This is a genomic window from Microbacterium sp. ER1 (genome assembly GCF_023383675.1).
Classification (GTDB): Bacteria; Actinomycetota; Actinomycetes; order Actinomycetales; family Microbacteriaceae; genus Microbacterium.
On record NZ_QCXO01000118.1, the window covers coordinates 32,512 to 49,993 of the forward strand.

The 17,482-nt window shown below is 70.3% G+C and carries 18 protein-coding genes; 10 read left to right on the forward strand and 8 right to left on the reverse strand.

What is annotated here, in order from left to right; translation table 11 throughout:
- Positions 1-8: 8 nt before the first annotated feature.
- Positions 9-1,256: a 2-C-methyl-D-erythritol 4-phosphate cytidylyltransferase gene (gene ispD / locus BV453_RS02175; protein ID WP_249520763.1), complete on the reverse strand. Its 1,248-nt coding sequence runs from the start codon at positions 1,254-1,256 to the stop codon at positions 9-11.
- A 68-nt stretch (positions 1,257-1,324) separates the two neighbouring features.
- Positions 1,325-1,807, reverse strand: a complete 483-nt coding sequence (locus tag BV453_RS02180) for a CarD family transcriptional regulator (protein WP_025104308.1) — start codon at positions 1,805-1,807, stop codon at positions 1,325-1,327.
- A 134-nt stretch (positions 1,808-1,941) separates the two neighbouring features.
- Between BV453_RS02180 and BV453_RS02185 the strand changes: the two genes are divergently transcribed.
- On the forward strand, positions 1,942-2,412 hold the full coding sequence (locus BV453_RS02185) for a DNA modification methylase (RefSeq protein WP_249520764.1): 471 nt from the start codon (positions 1,942-1,944) through the stop codon (positions 2,410-2,412).
- Positions 2,413-2,470: 58 nt separating this feature from the next.
- On the opposite strand, the gene BV453_RS02190 is transcribed toward BV453_RS02185, so the two are convergent.
- Positions 2,471-3,154, reverse strand: a complete 684-nt coding sequence (locus BV453_RS02190; RefSeq protein WP_025104306.1) for a response regulator transcription factor — start codon at positions 3,152-3,154, stop codon at positions 2,471-2,473.
- The gene (locus BV453_RS02195) at positions 3,151-4,374 is read right to left on the reverse strand and encodes a cell wall metabolism sensor histidine kinase WalK (protein WP_249520765.1); all 1,224 of its coding nucleotides are present in this window, start codon (positions 4,372-4,374) and stop codon (positions 3,151-3,153) included. Before BV453_RS02195 ends, BV453_RS02190 begins: the two co-directional genes overlap by 4 nt.
- Positions 4,375-4,588: 214 nt before the next feature.
- On the opposite strand from BV453_RS02195, the gene phoU reads away from it, so the two are divergent.
- A complete protein-coding gene (gene phoU, locus BV453_RS02200) occupies positions 4,589-5,287 on the forward strand; it encodes a phosphate signaling complex protein PhoU (RefSeq protein WP_025104304.1) in 699 nt (232 codons plus the stop codon).
- A gap of 79 nt (positions 5,288-5,366) precedes the next feature.
- Here phoU and BV453_RS02205 read toward each other — a convergent pair whose 3' ends face one another.
- Complete coding sequence (locus tag BV453_RS02205; protein ID WP_085606218.1) at positions 5,367-6,116, reverse strand: phosphoglyceromutase; 750 nt, start codon at positions 6,114-6,116, stop codon at positions 5,367-5,369.
- A gap of 59 nt (positions 6,117-6,175) precedes the next feature.
- On the opposite strand from BV453_RS02205, the gene BV453_RS02210 reads away from it, so the two are divergent.
- Positions 6,176-6,997, forward strand: a complete 822-nt coding sequence (locus tag BV453_RS02210; RefSeq protein WP_085606220.1) for a class I SAM-dependent methyltransferase — start codon at positions 6,176-6,178, stop codon at positions 6,995-6,997.
- Between the two features lie 15 nt (positions 6,998-7,012).
- On the opposite strand, the gene BV453_RS02215 is transcribed toward BV453_RS02210, so the two are convergent.
- The 3 genes from BV453_RS02215 to BV453_RS02225 all read right to left on the reverse strand — a co-directional run bounded on the left by BV453_RS02215 (position 7,013) and on the right by BV453_RS02225 (position 9,181).
- Positions 7,013-8,128, reverse strand: a complete 1,116-nt coding sequence (locus BV453_RS02215) for a folate-binding protein YgfZ (protein WP_085606222.1) — start codon at positions 8,126-8,128, stop codon at positions 7,013-7,015.
- 12 nt (positions 8,129-8,140) lie between these two features.
- Complete coding sequence (locus BV453_RS02220; protein WP_025104300.1) at positions 8,141-8,743, reverse strand: FABP family protein; 603 nt, start codon at positions 8,741-8,743, stop codon at positions 8,141-8,143.
- Positions 8,744-8,890: 147 nt separating this feature from the next.
- On the reverse strand, positions 8,891-9,181 hold the full coding sequence (locus BV453_RS02225; protein ID WP_062636289.1) for a hypothetical protein: 291 nt from the start codon (positions 9,179-9,181) through the stop codon (positions 8,891-8,893).
- A gap of 73 nt (positions 9,182-9,254) precedes the next feature.
- Here BV453_RS02225 and BV453_RS02230 point away from each other — a divergent pair, with 73 nt between their 5' ends.
- The 7 genes from BV453_RS02230 to pstB all read left to right on the forward strand — a co-directional run bounded on the left by BV453_RS02230 (position 9,255) and on the right by pstB (position 17,462).
- The gene (locus tag BV453_RS02230) at positions 9,255-9,938 is read left to right on the forward strand and encodes a response regulator transcription factor (protein ID WP_025104297.1); all 684 of its coding nucleotides are present in this window, start codon (positions 9,255-9,257) and stop codon (positions 9,936-9,938) included.
- Positions 9,939-9,983: 45 nt separating this feature from the next.
- On the forward strand, positions 9,984-12,152 hold the full coding sequence (locus tag BV453_RS02235; RefSeq protein ID WP_249520766.1) for an RNA degradosome polyphosphate kinase: 2,169 nt from the start codon (positions 9,984-9,986) through the stop codon (positions 12,150-12,152).
- Positions 12,149-13,135 (forward strand): NUDIX hydrolase, encoded by a 987-nt coding sequence (locus BV453_RS02240; RefSeq protein ID WP_025104295.1) that lies wholly within the window; start codon positions 12,149-12,151, stop codon positions 13,133-13,135. Before BV453_RS02235 ends, BV453_RS02240 begins: the two co-directional genes overlap by 4 nt.
- A 225-nt stretch (positions 13,136-13,360) precedes the next feature.
- Positions 13,361-14,464, forward strand: a complete 1,104-nt coding sequence (locus BV453_RS02245) for a phosphate ABC transporter substrate-binding protein PstS (protein WP_062636284.1) — start codon at positions 13,361-13,363, stop codon at positions 14,462-14,464.
- A 106-nt stretch (positions 14,465-14,570) separates the two neighbouring features.
- Positions 14,571-15,554, forward strand: a complete 984-nt coding sequence (gene pstC, locus BV453_RS02250; protein ID WP_060923075.1) for a phosphate ABC transporter permease subunit PstC — start codon at positions 14,571-14,573, stop codon at positions 15,552-15,554.
- 1 nt (position 15,555) lies between these two features.
- Entirely contained in the window at positions 15,556-16,653 is a 1,098-nt protein-coding gene (gene pstA, locus BV453_RS02255) for a phosphate ABC transporter permease PstA (RefSeq protein WP_025104292.1), read from the forward strand.
- 29 nt (positions 16,654-16,682) lie between these two features.
- The gene (pstB, locus tag BV453_RS02260) at positions 16,683-17,462 is read left to right on the forward strand and encodes a phosphate ABC transporter ATP-binding protein PstB (protein WP_062636281.1); all 780 of its coding nucleotides are present in this window, start codon (positions 16,683-16,685) and stop codon (positions 17,460-17,462) included.
- Positions 17,463-17,482: the final 20 nt, after the last annotated feature.

Below are 17,482 nucleotides of genomic sequence, written 5' to 3' on the forward strand. Positions count from 1 at the left end.
GCTCAAGCCTACTCGGCGGGCGCTGAGAGACTCCGCTCCGGTCGCGGGATGACGACCGCGACGGCCGTGACCGCGATCCCCTCGCCCCGTCCCGGGAAGCCGAGGCCGTCGGTCGTCGTGGCCGTCACGGCCACCGGAGCGCCCCCGAGCGCCGCCGACAGAGCAGCCTCGGCCTCCCCGCGTCGTCCGCTGAAGCGCGGGCGGTTGCCCTGGAACTGCACCGACACGTTGCCGATCGCGAAGCCCGCCTCCGCCAGGAGCTCCGCGGTGCGGGAGAGGAAGACATCGGCGTGCGCCCCCGCATACTCCGGGTGAGCGGTGCCGAAGTGCTCGCCGATGTCGCCGAGCCCGGCGGCGCCGAGCAGGGCGTCGACGATCGCGTGGGCGACCGCGTCCCCGTCCGAATGCCCGGAGAGCGCGCGCTCCCCCGGCCATTCCAGCCCGGCCAGCCACAGCGGCCCGTCGCCACCGAAGGCGTGCACGTCCGTGCCGATGCCCACACGGGGTGCGCCCCCGACGGGAGTCGACGGCCGCGCCGCCGAGGAGGGCGATCCCGACGACGTCGCGACGAGGAGGCGGGCGCGCTCCAGATCGGCGGGAGTGGTGATCTTGAACGAACGCTCGGAGCCCGGCACCAGGCGCACGGTGTTCCCGGCCGCGGCGAAGAGCGCGGCGTCGTCGGTGTACTCGGCGCCCCGGGCGGTCGCCTCCGCGTACGCCGCTTCCAGCAGCGCGCGCGGGAAGCCCTGCGGAGTCTGCGCGGCCGCGAGCTCCGCGCGATCCACGGCACCGACGACGAGACCGTCCGCGACGCGCTTGAGCGTGTCCACGACAGGCAGGCTCGGCACCGCACCGGCATCGGCGACCACGGCCGCCGCCACCGCGTCGATGACGGCGGGCGGCGTGAGGGCGCGCGCCGCGTCGTGCACGAGCACCGTCGTGACGTTCCCCCACAGGGCGGCGAGCCCCGCGGCGACCGACTCCTGCCGCGTCGCCCCTCCGGTGACCACGCGGCCCAGGTCGGAACGATCGCCGGCGGCCTCCCGCAGCTCCGTCTCCGCGTCGCCTTCGTAGCCTTCGGGCGCGACGACCACGACCTGCAGGGGCGCCGCCGCGAAGACGCCGTCGAGGGCGTGCCGCAGGATGGTGCGGCCGTCGATGCCGACGAACGCCTTGGGCGCTCCGGCCTCGAGGCGGGTGCCGGAGCCGGCGGCGACGACGATGATCGCGGTATGCGGGACGGGGAGGATGCTCACAGCTTCACGTTACCGGCGGAGACGACAGAAGGCGGGTGCCGCAGCACCCGCCTTCTGTGAAGGACGTCTCAGGACGCGAGGACCTCGTCGAGCAGTGCGCCCGCCTTGTCCTCGTCGATCTTCTCGGCCAGGGCCAGCTCCGAGATGAGGATCTGCCGGGCCTTGGCCAGCATCCGCTTCTCACCCGCGGACAGGCCGCGGTCCTGGTCGCGGCGCCAGAGGTCGCGCACGACCTCGCTCACCTTGATGACATCGCCGGACGCGAGCTTCTCCAGGTTCGCCTTGTACCGGCGCGACCAGTTGGTGGGCTCCTCGGTGAACGGCGCGCGCAGCACCTCGAACACGTGGTCGAGGCCCTCCTTGCCGATCACGTCGCGGACGCCGACGAGGTCGACGTTCTCGGCCGGGACCTCGATGATGAGATCGCCCTGCGTGACGTTGAGCTTCAGGTATTTCTTCGTCTCGCCCTTGATGACGCGTTCCTTGACCTCGATGATGGTCGCAGCGCCATGGTGCGGATAGACGACGGTCTCGCCAACCTCAAAAAGCATAAAAACATGTCCTTTCGGCAACCTCAAGGATACCACAGGGGATATGCGCTAAGGTTCGCGCTTCCTGTTCCCAGCGGCTCCTCGACTTACCCATAGAATGGGGAGGGATATCCCGTCGGACCTCAGGAGGACCCGTGAAATCGCGCCTTGTCGCGTCTGCCGCCATCAGCGCCCTCGTTCTGCTCGGCGCGACCGGGTGCACGTTCATCACGCCGCAGGCGACGAAGACCGAGTACGCCGCCTCCGACGGCGTGAACGTGTCGGACGAGGACGGCCCCATCGCCGTCCGGAACGCCCTCATCATCGCGAATGAAGACGGCACGGCCGGGAACTTCGTGGGCGCGGTTGTCAACCCGACGCAGGACCGCGCCACCCTGACGGTCTCCCTCGAGGGCGGCGAGCCGTTCATGATCACCGTGCCCGCCGGCGGATCGGTCAGCCTCGGGGCCGACCAGGAGCCGGTGGAGATCGTCGGCCTCGACACCATGCCCGGCGCCACCGTCGCGATGCACTTCCAGTCCGGCGACTCCGCGGGTGTGACCACGCAGGTGCCCGTCCTCGACGGCACCCTGCCGTACTACTCGGACCTCGCTCCGCAGGACTGAGTCCGCAGACACACAAGAGAGGCCGGCACCCACGGGTGCCGGCCTCTCTTGTGTGCGGTCATCCCTCGAAGCGATACCCCAGGCCGCGGACGGTCACCAGCATCACCGGTTCGCTCGGGTTCTCCTCGATCCGCGAGCGGATGCGCTTGATGTGCACGTCGAGCGTCTTGGTGTCGCCGAAGTAGTCGCTCCCCCACACCCGGTCGATGAGCTGGCCGCGCGTGAGCACCCGGCCGGAGTTGCGCATCAGCACCTCCAGCAGCTCGAACTCCTTCAGCGGCATGTTGATCTGCTCGCCGGCCACCGCCACCGTGTGCCGATCGATGTCGAGCGAGACGCGCCCACCCTCGAGCACCCGCTCGTCGAGCTCGGCCTCCGCCTGCACCACCCGCCGCAGCACCGCCCGCATCCGGGCGAGCAGCTCCCGCGAGGAGTAGGGCTTGGTGATGTAATCGTCCGCGCCGAGCTCGAGCCCCACGACGATGTCGACCTCGGAGTCCTTCGCCGTCAGCATGATGATGGGCACGGCCGACGTGGACCGGATCTGCCGGCACACCTCGGTCCCCGGCATACCGGGCAGCATGAGGTCGAGCAGCACGATGTCGGCACCGCGCTCCCGGAACGCCGTCAGCGCACCGGGGCCGTCCTCGGCGATCTCCACCTCGTAGCCCTCGCGGCGCAGCAGGTAGGCGAGCGGGTCGGCGAGGTCGGGTTCGTCTTCGACGAGAAGGATGCGGGTCATGCGGTCTCTCCGTTTCGGACGCGCGTCGCCCCGGTGGCGGGGACGGCCTTGCGCGCGCGCTTCTTCTTGCTCTTCTTGCCCTGCCCGGTGTTCGCGGGGGCGTCGATCCGGGGCAGGCGGATGGTGAACGTGGACCCGCGGCCCGGGCGCGACCAGAGCCGCACCTCTCCTCCGTGCCGCTGGGTGGCGTGCTTGACGATGGACAGCCCGAGGCCGGTGCCGCCGGTGCGCCGGGAGCGGGCCTCGTCCGCGCGGTAGAACCGCTCGAAGATGCGCTCGCGGTCGGCCTCGGCGATCCCGATGCCCTGGTCGGAGACGGCGATCTCCACGACGTCGTCGTCGGCCTTCACCCCGACGCCCACCCGGGAGCCGCGGGGCGAGTAGACGATGGCGTTGGCGATGAGGTTGCCGACGGCCTCGATGAGGATCTGTGCGTCGCCGCGGACCCAGACGCCGCGGTCTCCACCGCGGGCGAGCTCCACACCGGCGGAGTCGGCCTGCACGACGTGGGCTTCGATCGAGGAGGCGATGACCTCGTCGATCGAGACCGGGGCGACCTCGGTCAGCCCGTCCTCCGCCTGCAGCCGGGACAGACTCATGATGCGTCCGGTGAGCTGACCGAGACGGCCGGCCTCAGCCGAGATCCGCGACGCGAACGCCCGCACCTGGGCGGGGTCGTCGGCGGCGGACTCGATGGCCTCGGCGAGCAGGCTCACGGCCCCGACGGGCGTCTTGAGCTCGTGGCTCGTGTTGGCCACGAAGTCACGGCGCATCTGGTCGAGGCGCTCCTGCTCGGTCACGTCGCGGATGATGAGGAGCACGAGGCGCGTGCCGATGGCGCTCGCCCTGGCCGACACGAGGCGGGGGTCGAGGCTGAGGCCGCCGCGGGTGATGCGCAGCGACTCGGTCGCCGTCTCCCCCGTCGAGCGGACGCCCCGCACGAGCTGCCGGAGCTCCGGGTTCTCGAGAGTCGATCCGACCTCGATCCCGAACCGTGCGGCGGCTTTCGACGTGGCGAGCACGAGGCCGGAGACGTCGACCACGCACGCGGCGTCGTCCATGCTGCGCAGCACATCGGTGATCCCGGGCGGGATCGTCATCGACGTCTCCTCCTCCGCCCGCGCCCTCGCCCGATACGCCCAGACGACGAGGAGCGAGAGGCCCACCCCGATCGCCAACCCGATGGCGAGGGAGGACAGCGCGAGCTGCGGCAGGGTCATGACTCCAGCGTAGAGCGCGTTCACCGTCGATCCGGCGGGTTTCCGCGCCATCCCGGGGAGCGGAGACGTACTATTCACTCGCTGGGCACCGTTCGTTAACCTTCGGAGCAGACAATCGCTTCAGGCCTGCGCGCGCGCAGTGCTCTCCCCGCGGACGCCCCGCCGCCCCGCGCTGGACCGTCAGCCGGGATCCGAACGAAAGGTTGCGCCCACCATGCGCGAAGTCTTCCACCAGTCCCTCGAGGACCTGCAGTCCCGCCTCGTCGAGATCGCCGAGCTCGTCACGGTCTCCATCGACAAGGCGACCCGCGCGTTCGCCACGAGCGACGTCGCGCTGGCCGAGGAGGTCATCGCCGACGACGCGAAGATCGACGAGCTCGCCGTCGCGCTGGACGAGCAGGCCATCGAGATCCTCGCCCGACAGCAGCCGGTCGCGCGCGACCTCCGAATCGTCGTCACGGCGCTCCGCGTCAGCGCGTCCCTGGAGCGGATGGGCGACATGTCCGAGCACATCGCCCAGCTCGCCCGCCTGCGCTTCCCGGAGCGCGCGATCCCGAAGGGCCTGAAGGGCACGTTCGTGAAGATGGGCGAGCTGGACGTGGAGATCTCCCGCACGCTCACGGAGCTCCTCCGCACCCAGGATCTGAAGTTCGCCGACGCGATCCGCAACGCCGATGACGACGTGGACGAACTGCACGCCAGCGTCTTCGAGAAGGTGCTGAGCGACAACTGGAAGGGCGAGGCCGTCGCCACGGTCGATGCGACGCTCGCCAGCCGGTACCACGAGCGCTTCGCGGACCACGCGGTCGCCGTCGCCAAGAAGGTCGTCTACCTCGCGACGGGCGACTGGCACGTCGAAGAGGAGGACATCGCCCTCGCGGTGGAGCAGCAGGAGCAGCTCGGCCACGCCTGACGAGACCCCGCCTCATCGCCGAGACCCCCTGCTGCAGTCGCCTGCGGCAGGGGGTCTCGACGTGAAACCGGGGTCTCGGTTACTTCTTGCCCTGGGCGGCCACGGCCGCGGCACCGGCGGCGGCGGCCTCCGGGTCGAGGTACCGGCCGGGACTGGTCGGCGCGTTGTTCTCGTCGAGCTCGTACACCAGCGGAATGCCGGTCGGGATGTTCAGGCCGGCGATGTCGTCGTCGCTGATGCCCTCGAGGTGCTTGACGAGGCCGCGCAGCGAGTTGCCGTGCGCGGTCACGAGGACGGTCTTGCCGGCTTCCAGATCGGGGACGATCTCCGCGTCCCAGTACGGCAGGAGGCGATCGATGACGAGCTTGAGCGACTCCGTGCGCGGCACCTCGCCGTCGATGCCCTCGTAGCGGGCGTCACCCACCTGGCTGAACTCGCTCGCGTCGTCCAGCGGGGGCGGCGGCACGTCGAACGAGCGGCGCCACAGCTGGAACTGCTCCGGACCGAACTCCTCGAGCGTCTGTGCCTTGTCCTTGCCCTGCAGCGCCCCGTAGTGGCGCTCGTTGAGCCGCCAGGAGCGCTTCACCGGGATCCACAGCCGGTCGGCGGCGTCCAGCGCGATGTCGGCGGTCTGGATCGCCCGGCTCAGCAGGGACGTGTGCAGCACGTCGGGCAGGATGCCGGACTCGGCGAGCAGCTCACCGCCGCGACGGGCCTCGTTCTTGCCCTGCGCGGTCAGGCGGACGTCCACCCAGCCGGTGAAGAGGTTCAGTTCGTTCCACTCGCTCTGGCCGTGGCGGAGCAGGATCAGGGTGCGCTTCGCAGTCATGTCGCCAGTTTATCCGGGGCGCGGAGCGGGCACAGCGGCGGAGGAGGGAGGATGGACGCATGGCGTCATCTCCCCTCGGTCGGCCGACCCGCGGCACGACAGGGACGAACCGGCTGCGTCGGAACGACCGGTGGATCGCCGCCTCCCCCGCCTTCCGACGCGCGCCCGACCCCCTCGTCGTCGACCTCGGTTTCGGGGCGAGCGGGGTGACCGCGTTCGAGCTGGCCGCCCGACTGCGACGCGTGCGGCCGGACGCGGAGGTGCGCGGTCTGGAGCTCGACCCGGACCGGGTGGCCACCGCGGAGCAGCAGCTCGCCGAGGTCCAGGCCGGCCGCACGCCCTTCCCTGCCGACCTCCGCGTCTCCTTCGCCCGCGGCGGGTTCGAGGTGCCGCTCCCGGGCGGTCGTCGGCCCGCCGTCATCCGGGCGATGAACGTCCTGCGGCAGTATGACGAGGCCGAGGTCGCCGCCGCCTGGCGGACGATGGCGCACCGCCTCGCGCCGGACGGGCTCCTGGTGGAGGGCACCTGCGACGAGATCGGGCGCGTGGCGAGCTGGGTCGATGTCGATCCCGGCGGCACGCCGCTCCGCTTCACCGTCTCCCTCCGCCTGCGCGGGCTCGAGGTCCCGAGCATCGTGGCGGAGCGGCTGCCCAAGGCCCTCATCCACCGCAACGTCCCCGGCGAGCGCATCCATGCGCTGCTCGTCGACCTGGACCGGGAGTGGGAGCGCGCTGCTCCCCTGTCGACCTTCGGGGCCACGCAGCGCTTCCTCGCCGCGGTGACCGCGCTGCGCGCGCAGGGCTGGCCTGTGCAGGGCGGGCGGAGCCGCTGGCGACTGGGCGAGCTCACCCTGCCGTGGGACGCCGTGGCACCGGCCTGACCAGGGTCCGGTGTCTCAGACCCCGGCGTCGCGGGGATCGGGCGCCGTGGGTCGGCGGGACAGCCGCGTCAGGCGCGGGATGTCCGCGGTGGCGCCGGCGTCGGCCGGGACGATGATCTGCTGGGACGCGGCGATGTCGATCCCCTCGGCCCGGACGACGAGATCGCCGATCGGGGCCCGACGGGACAGGAGAGCGAGGGCGATCGGCCCGTCCTCATGATGCCGCGCGGAGGAGGTGATGTGCCCGACCTCATCATCGCCCGCGAACACGGGGGCTCCGGGTTCCGGAAGCACGGCGTCGCTGCCGTCGAGCTGGAGCAGTGCGAGCCGCCGCGGTGGATGACCGAGGTTGTGCACCTTCGCGACGGTCTCCTGCCCGCGGTAGCAGCCCTTGTTCAGGTGCACGGCGCTGCGGAGCCAGTCCGACTCGTGCGGCAGCGATCGCTCGTCCACCTCGGCCGCCCACCGCGGACGCCAGGCGGCGATGCGCAGAGCCTCGGCGGCGAGCAGACCGGCGGCGTCCTCCCGCTCGAGCTCCGCGGCGAGCGCCCGCGCCGCCGTCTCGGGCACGATGCCGACCCGCCAGGCGAGGTCGGCCCCGGGGTGCGCGGCCACGTCGGCGTACTGATGGCCGCCGACGGCGACCTGCTGCCACGGGTCGACCCAGATCCGCGCGTCATCGAGGCCGCGCACGCGCTCGGCCGCGGGACCGCCGTCGACGAAGCCGAGCAGCGCGAGGTCGGGGCGCAGCTCGACCGTGGCCTGGGTGCGGAACTTCATCCGCGTCAGCCACGTCGCAAGCCCCTCGGCATCGCCGGCGTCCGCCAGGAGCCAGGTCGAGGTGCCGTCGTCGAGGACGCCGGCCGCGTGCTCCACCCGTCCCTGCGGATCGAGGACCAGGAGCTCGGTACTCTCCCCCGCGCGCAGGCGGCCCACCGCCTGCGACGTGATGGAGTCGAGCCAGGGGAGGCGTTCGGGGCCGGACACCTCGATGACCGTCCGGTCGTCGAGGGGCGCGATCGCCGTTCCGGCCGCGAGGCGGCGCTGCTCCCGGAACGGATCGCCGAAGTGGGCGATCCCGCGCTCCCCCGCTGTCGCGCCGGGGACGCCGTCGAAGACGCTGGTGCTCACGGTGTGCTCCGTTCAGACGCGGGCGAGACGCGCCGAGGCGTGCGCCCGCAAAGGTGTGCCGAGGGCGGCGATGTCCCACGCCCACAGCAGGTGCCCGTCGACGAGTCCGTACATCCGCGAGGCGGAGCCGTAGTCCTTGGCACCGGCGCCGCGCACGATCGCGTCCGACGCGAGGTCGACCCGCGGTCCGTTGATCTCGCCGAGGTAGTACTCGAGCATGCCGTCCGAGCGCGCCAGCGACACCTCGAGCGGGAACGCGCCGTTGTCCGACCGCAGGGCCTCCACGTCGTCGACCGTGCGGGTGACGGGGGTCGCCGTCGGCGGCAGCAGCGCCGGTCCCGCGTCGGTCGCCGCGGCCGGACGCGCCAGACGCCAAAAACCGGACTCGGCGGTCAGCGGGACGGCGGGCGCACCCTCGTCACCGACGAAGGTCGCCGTGGCCGCGTAGTTGAGGAACGGTCCCCCGTCGTGGCTGAAGCTGACGCGATGCGTGAACTCGCCCTGCAGACGCTCCTCGCCGACCGGGTAGTCGATCACCCCGGACCCCTCCCACACGCCGATCAGCCACGCCAGCGGGGCGAGGTCGGCGGGAAGGTCGGTGGGGAGTTCGATCATGTCGTCAGCGCTGGCCGCGGAAGAGGTTGCGCAGCACCACGGCCGACACGAAAACGATCGCGAGGCTCGCCAGGCCGAGCAGGCCGATGAAGAAGATTTCGAGCGCCATGATGTCCATGACCTCCACCTTACCCCCGGCGATCCGGGTCAGGAGGGGATGAGGGCGGCCAGGCCGAAGCCGACCGAGATGATCCCCATCAGCAGCAGCGCACCGGTCACGCTGCTCGCGACGCGGAAGATGAAGCCCTGCGTGCGCCCGTACCAGAGCTGCACGGCGAAGGACAGCAGCACCACCGCCCCGAAGCCGACCAGCATCCAGGGGATGCGCCACTCCTCCGGAGCGAAGATCCCGATGACGATGCTGCCGACGAACGCGGTCGCCCAGACCGCGATGACGCCGGTGAAGGCGTTGCGGGGCGCGAGTGCCGGTTCTGACATGTCTCCATTCTTGCGCATCGGTGGCCGCTATCATGGCGGCACGGCGTCGATCCCCCGCCGGTGAGGAGTGCGCGTGGCCCTGGTGCTGGTTCTGACCAATGCTCCGCTCTCGGAGCAGGTGCTGCCCGCCCTCGAGCTGCTGAGCCATCGCACGCGGCAGATCCCGGCGGAGCCGGCGCAGCTGATCAATGCCCCGGAGTACGACATCGTGATCGTCGACGGCCGCCACGACCTCGTCGGGGCGAAGTCGCTGTGCCGACTGCTGCGGGCCACCGGACAGGACGCACCGCTCCTGCTCGTGGTGACCGAGGGCGGCATGAGCGCGCTGTCGGGCGAGTGGGGCATCGACGACGTCCTGCTGGCGACGGCCGGTCCCGCGGAGATCGACGCACGCGTGCGTCTGGCGCTCGCACGACGGGACGAGGTCGCCGAACCGGCGCGCGTGCAGGCCTCCGGCGTCACGATCGACGAGCAGTCCTACTCGGCCAAGCTCCACGGGCGGCCGCTGGACCTCACCTACAAGGAGTTCCAGCTCCTGCACTTCCTCGCCACCCACCCGTCCCGGGTGTTCACCCGCGAGCAGCTGCTCAGCGAGGTGTGGGGGTACGACTACTTCGGCGGCACCAGGACCGTCGACGTGCACGTGCGACGGCTCCGCGCCAAGCTCGGCGATCAGGAGCAGATCATCGGCACCGTGCGCAACGTCGGGTACCGCTTCAACGTCTACGAGGACGACAGCCTGGTCGGCTCGCGCTGACCGCCGTTCACACGCCCGACACCTGCCGGTGCTTAGATGTACCCCATGATCGATCCCGCACTCGCCGACGCCGGACTCGGTGACGCCGAAGACGACGACTTCGACGACGCCGTCGAGGCGCCGGACTCGCAGCTCCCCGACCATCGCTACCTGGACCGCGAGCTGAGCTGGCTCGCGTTCAACCAGCGGGTGCTCGAACTCGCGGAGGACCCGTCGCTGCCGGAGCTGGAGCGGGCGAACTTCCTGGCCATCTTCGCCAGCAACCTCGACGAGTTCTTCATGGTGCGCGTGGCCGGTCTCAAGCGGCGCATCATGACCGGTCTCGCCGTGCCCACCAACATCGGACGCTCCCCCGTCGACGCCCTCGCCGATATCTCGCGCGAGGCGCACGCCCTCCAGCTCCGCCACGCGGACGCCTGGACGAAGCTCGTCCGCCCCGCCCTCGCCGACTCCGGCATCGAGATCACGGAGTGGTCGGATCTCACCGACGACGAGCGCAGCGCGCTGTCCGACTACTTCGGCGCACAGGTCTTCCCTGTGCTGATGCCGCTGGCGGTCGACCCGGCGCACCCGTTCCCCTACATCTCCGGGCTCTCCCTGAACCTCGCCATCCGCATCCGCAATGCGCGCACCGGCCGCCAGGAGTTCGCGCGCCTCAAGGTGCCGCCCATGCTGCCGCGCTTCGTCGAGGTGCCGTCCACCGGCGAGATCAAGCGCTTCCTCCGTCTCGAGGAGCTCATCGCCAACCACCTCGGCGACCTGTTCCCCGGCATGGAGGTGCTCGACCACCACGCGTTCCGCCTCACCCGCAACGAGGACGTGGAGATCGAGGAGGACGAGAGCGAGAACCTCATCCAGGCGCTGGAGGCCGAGCTGCTGCGCCGCCGGTTCGGGCCGCCGATCCGGCTCGAGATCACCGACGACATGGACGAGGTCACGATGGACCTCCTCGTGCGCGAGCTCGACATCACCGACCAGGAGGTCTACCGCCTCCCCGGGCCGCTCGATCTGCGCGGCCTCTTCGACCTGTCGCGCATCGATCGCCCCGATCTGCGGTACCCGCCGCACCTCCCCACGACCGCGGTGGCCTTCCAGCCGACGGGCTCCAACACCCGTGCGGACATCTTCAAGGCGATCCGGAAGTCCGACGTGCTCGTGCACCACCCGTACGAGTCCTTCACCACGAGCGTCCAGGCGTTCCTCGAGCAGGCCGCCCGCGACCCGCACGTGCTCGCCATCAAGCAGACGCTGTACCGGACGTCCGGCGACAGCCCCGTCGTGCAGGCCCTCATCGACGCCGCCGAGGCCGGCAAGCAGGTGCTCGCGCTCGTCGAGGTGAAGGCCCGCTTCGACGAGGCCAACAACATCGTGTGGGCGCGCAAGCTCGAGAAGGCCGGCGTGCACGTGGTGTACGGCCTCGTCGGGCTCAAGACCCACTGCAAGCTCGCCCTCGTGATCCGCGAGGAGGAGGGCAGACTCCAGCACTACTCGCACGTCGGCACCGGCAACTACAACCCGAAGACGAGCCGCATCTACGAGGACTTCGGTCTGTTCACCGCCGATGCCCAGGTCGGCAAGGACCTCACCCGGCTGTTCAACGAGCTCAGCGGCTACGCGATCGAGAAGAAGTTCAAGCGTCTGCTCGTCGCCCCGCTCCACCTCCGCAAGGGCCTCGTGCGGCTGATCGACGCCGAGCGCCGGATCGCCGAGTCGGGCAAGCCCGCGCACATCCGCATCAAGGTCAACTCGATGGTCGACGAGGAGATCATCGACGCCCTCTACCGCGCCAGCGCCGCAGGGGTGAAGGTCGACGTGTGGGTGCGCGGAATCTGCAGCCTGCGGCCCGACCTCGACGGGATCAGCGACAACATCACCGTCCGCAGCATCCTCGGCCGCTACCTCGAGCACTCGCGCATCTTCACGTTCGAGAACGACGGCGACCCGCAGGTGTACATCGGCAGCGCCGACATGATGCACCGCAACCTCGACCGGCGCGTCGAGGCCCTGGTGCGGGTCACCGACCCGGCGCATCTCAAGGAGCTCACCGCCTTCTTCGACCTGGCGATGGACGACCGGACCTCGTCGTGGCACCTCGGCCGCGACGGCGTGTGGGAGCGCCACGCCGTGGATACCGACGGCAAGCCGCTCACCGACCTGCAGGATAAGACCATGGGGATGATCCAGCGACGTCGTCGGGCGCGGGCGGTTCGATGACGGCGCGGCAGGTCCAGCTCCCGCCATCCGCGGCCGACGCGAAGTGGGCGGACAAGGCCGTGTACGCGGCCGGCGCCGTCGTGTGGCGTCTGGTCGACGGCAAGCTGCGGATCCTGCTCATCCACCGCACGAAGTACCGCGACGTCACCCTGCCGAAGGGCAAGGTCGACCCGGGCGAGATGCTCGCGGAGACCGCCGTCCGCGAGGTGCACGAGGAGACCGGCATCCGCGTGGCCCTCGGCGTGCCGGTCGGGATCAGCCGCTACCACCTCGCGTCCCGCAAGCAGAAGGTCGTGCACTACTGGGCTGCCGAGGCGACGGATGCCGCGATCCGCGCCTCGACCTTCGTGCCCAACCGCGAGATCGCCGCCCTCGAGTGGGTCAGCGTGAAGAAGGCCCGTGCCGCGCTGAGCTACCCCGTCGACCTCGAGATCCTCGATGCGTTCGCGGCCCTCGTCGACGACGGCGTGCTGCGGACCTTCCCGGTGATCGCCCTCCGGCACGCGAAGGCCCTGCCCCGCTCGGAGTGGGATAAGGCGGACGCGGCCCGGCCGCTCACCGACCGCGGGAAGCGCCAGGCCAAGGCCATCGTCGGACCGCTCCGCGCGTTCGGGGTGCGCAAGATCGTCACCAGCGACGCGGTGCGCTGCGTGCAGACCGTCACGCCGCTCGCCAAGGCCCTGGACCGCAAGCCGGTCCTCACCGAGAAGATCAGCCAGGACGCCTGGGAGGACGGCGTCGCCGATCTCCGCTCCGTCGTCGGCCGCCGCATCCGCGCCGGCAAGCCCGCCGTGCTCTGCAGCCACGGCCCGGTGCTGCCTGCGCTCCTCTCGGAGATCGCCCTCGCGACCGGCACCGTGCACGGCTCGTACGTCGGCAGCGCCGCCGATCTGGAGACCGGCGCGTTCTCCGTGGTGCACGTCTCGGCGACCAATCCCGGCTCCGGCATCATCTCGATCGAGACCCACGCCCCCAAGGTCTGACCCTCCCTCGTTCGAATCGCGCACTTCGCTGCATCTCGGCCGGGGATGGCGCAAATCGGGCGATTCGAAATGGAGGGGGCCGCGCGGTGACGGGGATCGGCTCCAGAGAGTCGCCGGTCGTTCACCTGCCGTTCACCTGCGCGGGAGAGTCTCGTTAACCGTCGCCCCTAGCGTCACTGTGTGCCCTGCACCGGGCCCCACCCCTCCAAGATCGAAGGATCCACAGTGAAGATCTCCCGAATCGCACGAATCGGCGCCATCGGCGCCGTCGCCGCTCTCGCCCTCGCCGGCTGTGCCGCGAACGAAGGCGGAGCCGGCGGCTCCAGCGAAGAGCCCTCGGAGTCCACGCTCTCCGGCACGATCGACGCGACCGGCGCGTCCTCGCAGACCGCAGCCCAGGAGGCCTGGGTCGCCGCTTTCCAGACGGCCAACCCCGATGTGACGGTCAACTACGAGCCCACCGGCTCGGGCACCGGCCGCGAGAACTTCCTCGAGGGCGGCAGCAACTTCATCGGCTCGGACCGCGCGTTCAACGACGAGGAGATCGCCGCCGGCGGCTTCGGCGCCTGCACCACCGACGACATCGTCGAGGTCCCCCTCTACATCTCCCCCGTCGCCGTCGCCTTCAACCTCGAGGGCATCGACACGCTGAACCTCGACGCCGCCACGATCGCGGGCATCTTCGCCGGCACGATCACCAACTGGAACGACGAGGCCATCGCCGCCCTGAACGACGGCGTCGAGCTCCCCGACCTGGCGATCTCCCCCGTGCACCGCTCCGACCCCTCGGGCACCCAGGAGACCTTCGCCAAGTACCTCAGCGCGACGGCCCCCGACGTCTGGACCTACGAGGTCTCCGACGAGTGGCCGATCCAGGGCGGCGAGGCCGCTCAGGGCACCTCGGGCGTGAAGCAGGCCCTCACCGCCGGCAACGGCGCGATCGGCTTCCTCGACGCATCCCAGGCGGACGGCCTCGGCCAGGTCGCCGTGGGCGTCGGCGAGGACTTCGTCTCCTACTCGGCCGAGGCCGCCGCGAAGCTCGTCGAGGGCTCGCCGCTCGCCGAGGGCCGTGGTGAGGGCGACCTCGTCTTCGACGTCGACCCTGCCGCTGCTGCGGACGGCGCCTACCCGATCGCCCTGGTCAGCTACCTCATCGGCTGCGAGCAGTACGAGGACAGCAACGTCGCGGAGCTCGTGAAGGAGTACTTCACGTACATCGCGAGCGCCGAGGGCCAGGACGCCGCCGCCGAGAACGCCGGCAGCGCCCCGATCTCGGACGGCCTGCGCGAGCAGGTCCAGGCCGCGATCGACCTCATCCAGGTCGGCTGATCCTGCCGATCCACTGACGACGGTGCCCCCGCGTCCCCGAGCGGGCGCGGGGGCTCCGCCAGGTCAGCACCCGATCCATCTCCACCCGGCCCGAAACAGGGAGATCATGAGCACGACCGCGCAGGAGCCGACAACGGCACCGGCACCGACACCGGCGCCGCCCACACCGATCAAGGCCAAGCAGCGCCTCGGCGACCGGGTCTTCTCCGGCACCGCGCTGGCCGCCGGCATCATCATCCTGATCGTGCTGGCGCTCGTCGCCGCCTTCCTCATCATCCAGAGCCTGCCGGCCTTCCAGCTCGACACCACCGACAACCACATCCTCCGGGGCGAGTCGTTCTGGGTGTACGTCTGGCCGCTCGTCTTCGGCACCCTCTGGGCCTCGTTCATCGCCCTGCTGATCGCCGCCCCGATCGCCATCGGCATCGCGCTCTTCATCTCGCACTACGCCCACCGCCGGCTCGCGTCGTTCCTCGGCTACATCATCGACCTGCTCGCCGCGGTGCCCTCCGTGGTGTTCGGCCTCTGGGGCGGCCTCGTGCTCGCCCCCATGCTCCAGCCGATCTACGTGTGGCTCAACGAGAACGCCTCGTGGGTGCCGTTCTTCGGCGGCCAGGTCTCCGCGACGGGCAAGACCATCCTCACCGCCGCCCTCGTCCTCGCCGTGATGTGCATCCCGATCATGACCGCCATCTGCCGCGAGGTCTTCCTGCAGACCCCCAAGCTCCACGAGGAGGCGGCCCTCGCCCTCGGCTCCACGCGCTGGGAGATGGTCCGCATGGCCGTGCTCCCCTTCGCGCGCGGCGGCATGGTGTCGGCGGCGATGCTGGCCCTCGGCCGCGCGCTCGGCGAGACGATGGCCGTGACGATGGTGCTCTCCCCCTCCGCGGTCGTCAGCTTCCTCGTGCTCACCGCCACGAACCCCACGCCGATCCCCGCGAACATCGCCCTCGCCTTCCCGGAGGCGCACGGCACCGGTGTGAACACGCTGATCGCGACCGGCCTCATCCTCTTCGTCGTGACCTTCGCGGTCAACGCGCTGGCGCGCTGGATCGTCGCCCGCCGCGCCGAGTTCTCGGGAGCGAACTGACATGACCGCCCTCACCAGCGCTCCGCCCGCCGCGAGCACCACCGCCCTCACCTCCGGCCGCCTGCCGAAGTGGGCTCCATGGGCCCTCCTCGGCGTCTCGTTCGTCGTGTCCGCCGCCGTCTTCGGTGTCGCCGCCGCCGGCTCGGACACCCCGCTCGCCGACTTCAACATCGCGGGCACCGTCGTCGTCGGCATCCTGCTCTACATGGTGATCATCACGGTGATCTCCTCCATCGCGGAGAGCCGTCGCAAGGCCGTCGACCGCCTGATGACGGCCCTCGTCGCCACAGCCTTCCTCATCGCCCTGCTGCCGCTGATCTCCCTGCTGTGGACCGTGGTGGCGAACGGCCTCGAGCGCTTCGACGCCGAGTTCTTCACCTACTCGATGCGCAACGTCGTCGGTGAAGGCGGCGGTATCGTGCACGCCATCTGGGGCACGGTCCTCATCACGCTGACGGCCACGATCATCTCCGTGCCGGTCGGTCTGATGACCTCGATCTACCTGGTCGAGTACGGCCGCGGCAAGATCGCCAAGGCCATCACGTTCTTCGTCGACGTGATGACGGGCATCCCCTCGATCGTCGCCGGTCTGTTCATCTACGCGGTGTTCGCCCTCCTGATCCGTCCCGGGATCTCCATGGGCTTCATGGGCGCTCTCGCCCTCGCCGTGCTGATGACGCCTGTCGTGGTGCGCGGCAGCGAGGAGCTGCTCCGGATCGTCCCGAACGAGCTGCGCGAGGCCTCCTACGCCCTGGGCGTGCCGAAGTGGCTCACGATCCTCAAGGTCGTCCTGCCCACCTCGATCGCCGGCATCATGACCTCGGTCATGCTCGCCATCTCCCGCGTGATCGGCGAGACCGCGCCGCTGCTGCTCACCGCCGGCTTCACGCAGAGCCTCAACACGAACATCTTCGACGGCCAGATGATGACCCTCCCGGTGTTCGCCTACAACCAGTACATGAACCAGGGCACGAGCCCGGACGCCGCCGTCGCGCGCGCCTGGGCCGCCGCCCTCACCCTCATCCTCATCGTCATGGTGCTGAACCTGCTCGCCCGCCTGATCGCGAAGCTGTTCGCCCCGAAGGTCAACGGCCGCTGAGCGCCCGACCACTCAGAATAGGAATCCACGTGTCCAAGAGCATCGAAGTCAACGACCTCAACGTCTACTACGGCAACTTCCTCGCGGTCGAAGGCGTCTCCCTCGACATCCAGCCGCGCAGTGTCACGGCCTTCATCGGCCCGTCGGGCTGCGGCAAGTCCACCTTCCTCCGCACCCTGAACCGCATGCACGAGGTGATCCCCGGCGCCCGCGTCGAGGGCGAGGTGCTGCTCGACGGCAAGGACCTCTACGGTGCCGGCGTGGACCCGGTGCTCGTGCGTCGCCAGGTCGGCATGGTGTTCCAGCGGCCGAACCCGTTCCCCACGATGTCGATCAAGGAGAACGTGCTCGCCGGCGTGAAGCTCAACAACAAGCGCATGTCGAAGAGCGAGCAGGACGACCTCGTCGAGAAGTCGCTCACCGGCGCGAACCTGTGGAACGAGGTCAAGGACCGCCTCGACCGTCCGGGCTCCGGGCTCTCGGGCGGCCAGCAGCAGCGTCTCTGCATCGCCCGCGCGATCGCCGTCTCCCCGGAGGTGCTGTTGATGGACGAGCCGTGCTCCGCCCTCGACCCCATCTCGACCTACGCGATCGAGGAGCTGATCGGCGAGCTCAAGAACGAGTTCACGATCGTCATCGTGACGCACAACATGCAGCAGGCGAGCCGGGTCTCCGACAAGACCGCGTTCTTCAACATCGCCGGCACCGGCAAGCCCGGAAAGCTCATCGAGTACGACGACACGACGAACATCTTCACCACCCCGTCCGTGCAGGCCACGGAGGACTACGTCTCCGGCCGTTTCGGCTGACCCGTCCCCCGCCCCACCCC

Excerpts from the sequence above, each read along its gene's own strand:
- pstC (WP_060923075.1), top strand. The coding sequence starts at position 14,571 with ATGAGCACGACCGCGCAGGAGCCGACAACGGCACCGGCACCGACACCG.
- BV453_RS02180 (WP_025104308.1), bottom strand. The coding sequence starts at position 1,807 with ATGCTTTTTGAGGTTGGCGAGACCGTCGTCTATCCGCACCATGGCGCT.
- phoU (WP_025104304.1), top strand. The coding sequence starts at position 4,589 with ATGCGCGAAGTCTTCCACCAGTCCCTCGAGGACCTGCAGTCCCGCCTC.
- pstA (WP_025104292.1), top strand. The coding sequence starts at position 15,556 with ATGACCGCCCTCACCAGCGCTCCGCCCGCCGCGAGCACCACCGCCCTC.
- BV453_RS02240 (WP_025104295.1), top strand. The coding sequence starts at position 12,149 with ATGACGGCGCGGCAGGTCCAGCTCCCGCCATCCGCGGCCGACGCGAAG.
- BV453_RS02235 (WP_249520766.1), top strand. The coding sequence starts at position 9,984 with ATGATCGATCCCGCACTCGCCGACGCCGGACTCGGTGACGCCGAAGAC.
- BV453_RS02225 (WP_062636289.1), bottom strand. The coding sequence starts at position 9,181 with ATGTCAGAACCGGCACTCGCGCCCCGCAACGCCTTCACCGGCGTCATC.
- BV453_RS02220 (WP_025104300.1), bottom strand. The coding sequence starts at position 8,743 with ATGATCGAACTCCCCACCGACCTTCCCGCCGACCTCGCCCCGCTGGCG.
- BV453_RS02195 (WP_249520765.1), bottom strand. The coding sequence starts at position 4,374 with ATGACCCTGCCGCAGCTCGCGCTGTCCTCCCTCGCCATCGGGTTGGCG.
- BV453_RS02205 (WP_085606218.1), bottom strand. The coding sequence starts at position 6,116 with ATGACTGCGAAGCGCACCCTGATCCTGCTCCGCCACGGCCAGAGCGAG.
- BV453_RS02210 (WP_085606220.1), top strand. The coding sequence starts at position 6,176 with ATGGCGTCATCTCCCCTCGGTCGGCCGACCCGCGGCACGACAGGGACG.
- BV453_RS02190 (WP_025104306.1), bottom strand. The coding sequence starts at position 3,154 with ATGACCCGCATCCTTCTCGTCGAAGACGAACCCGACCTCGCCGACCCG.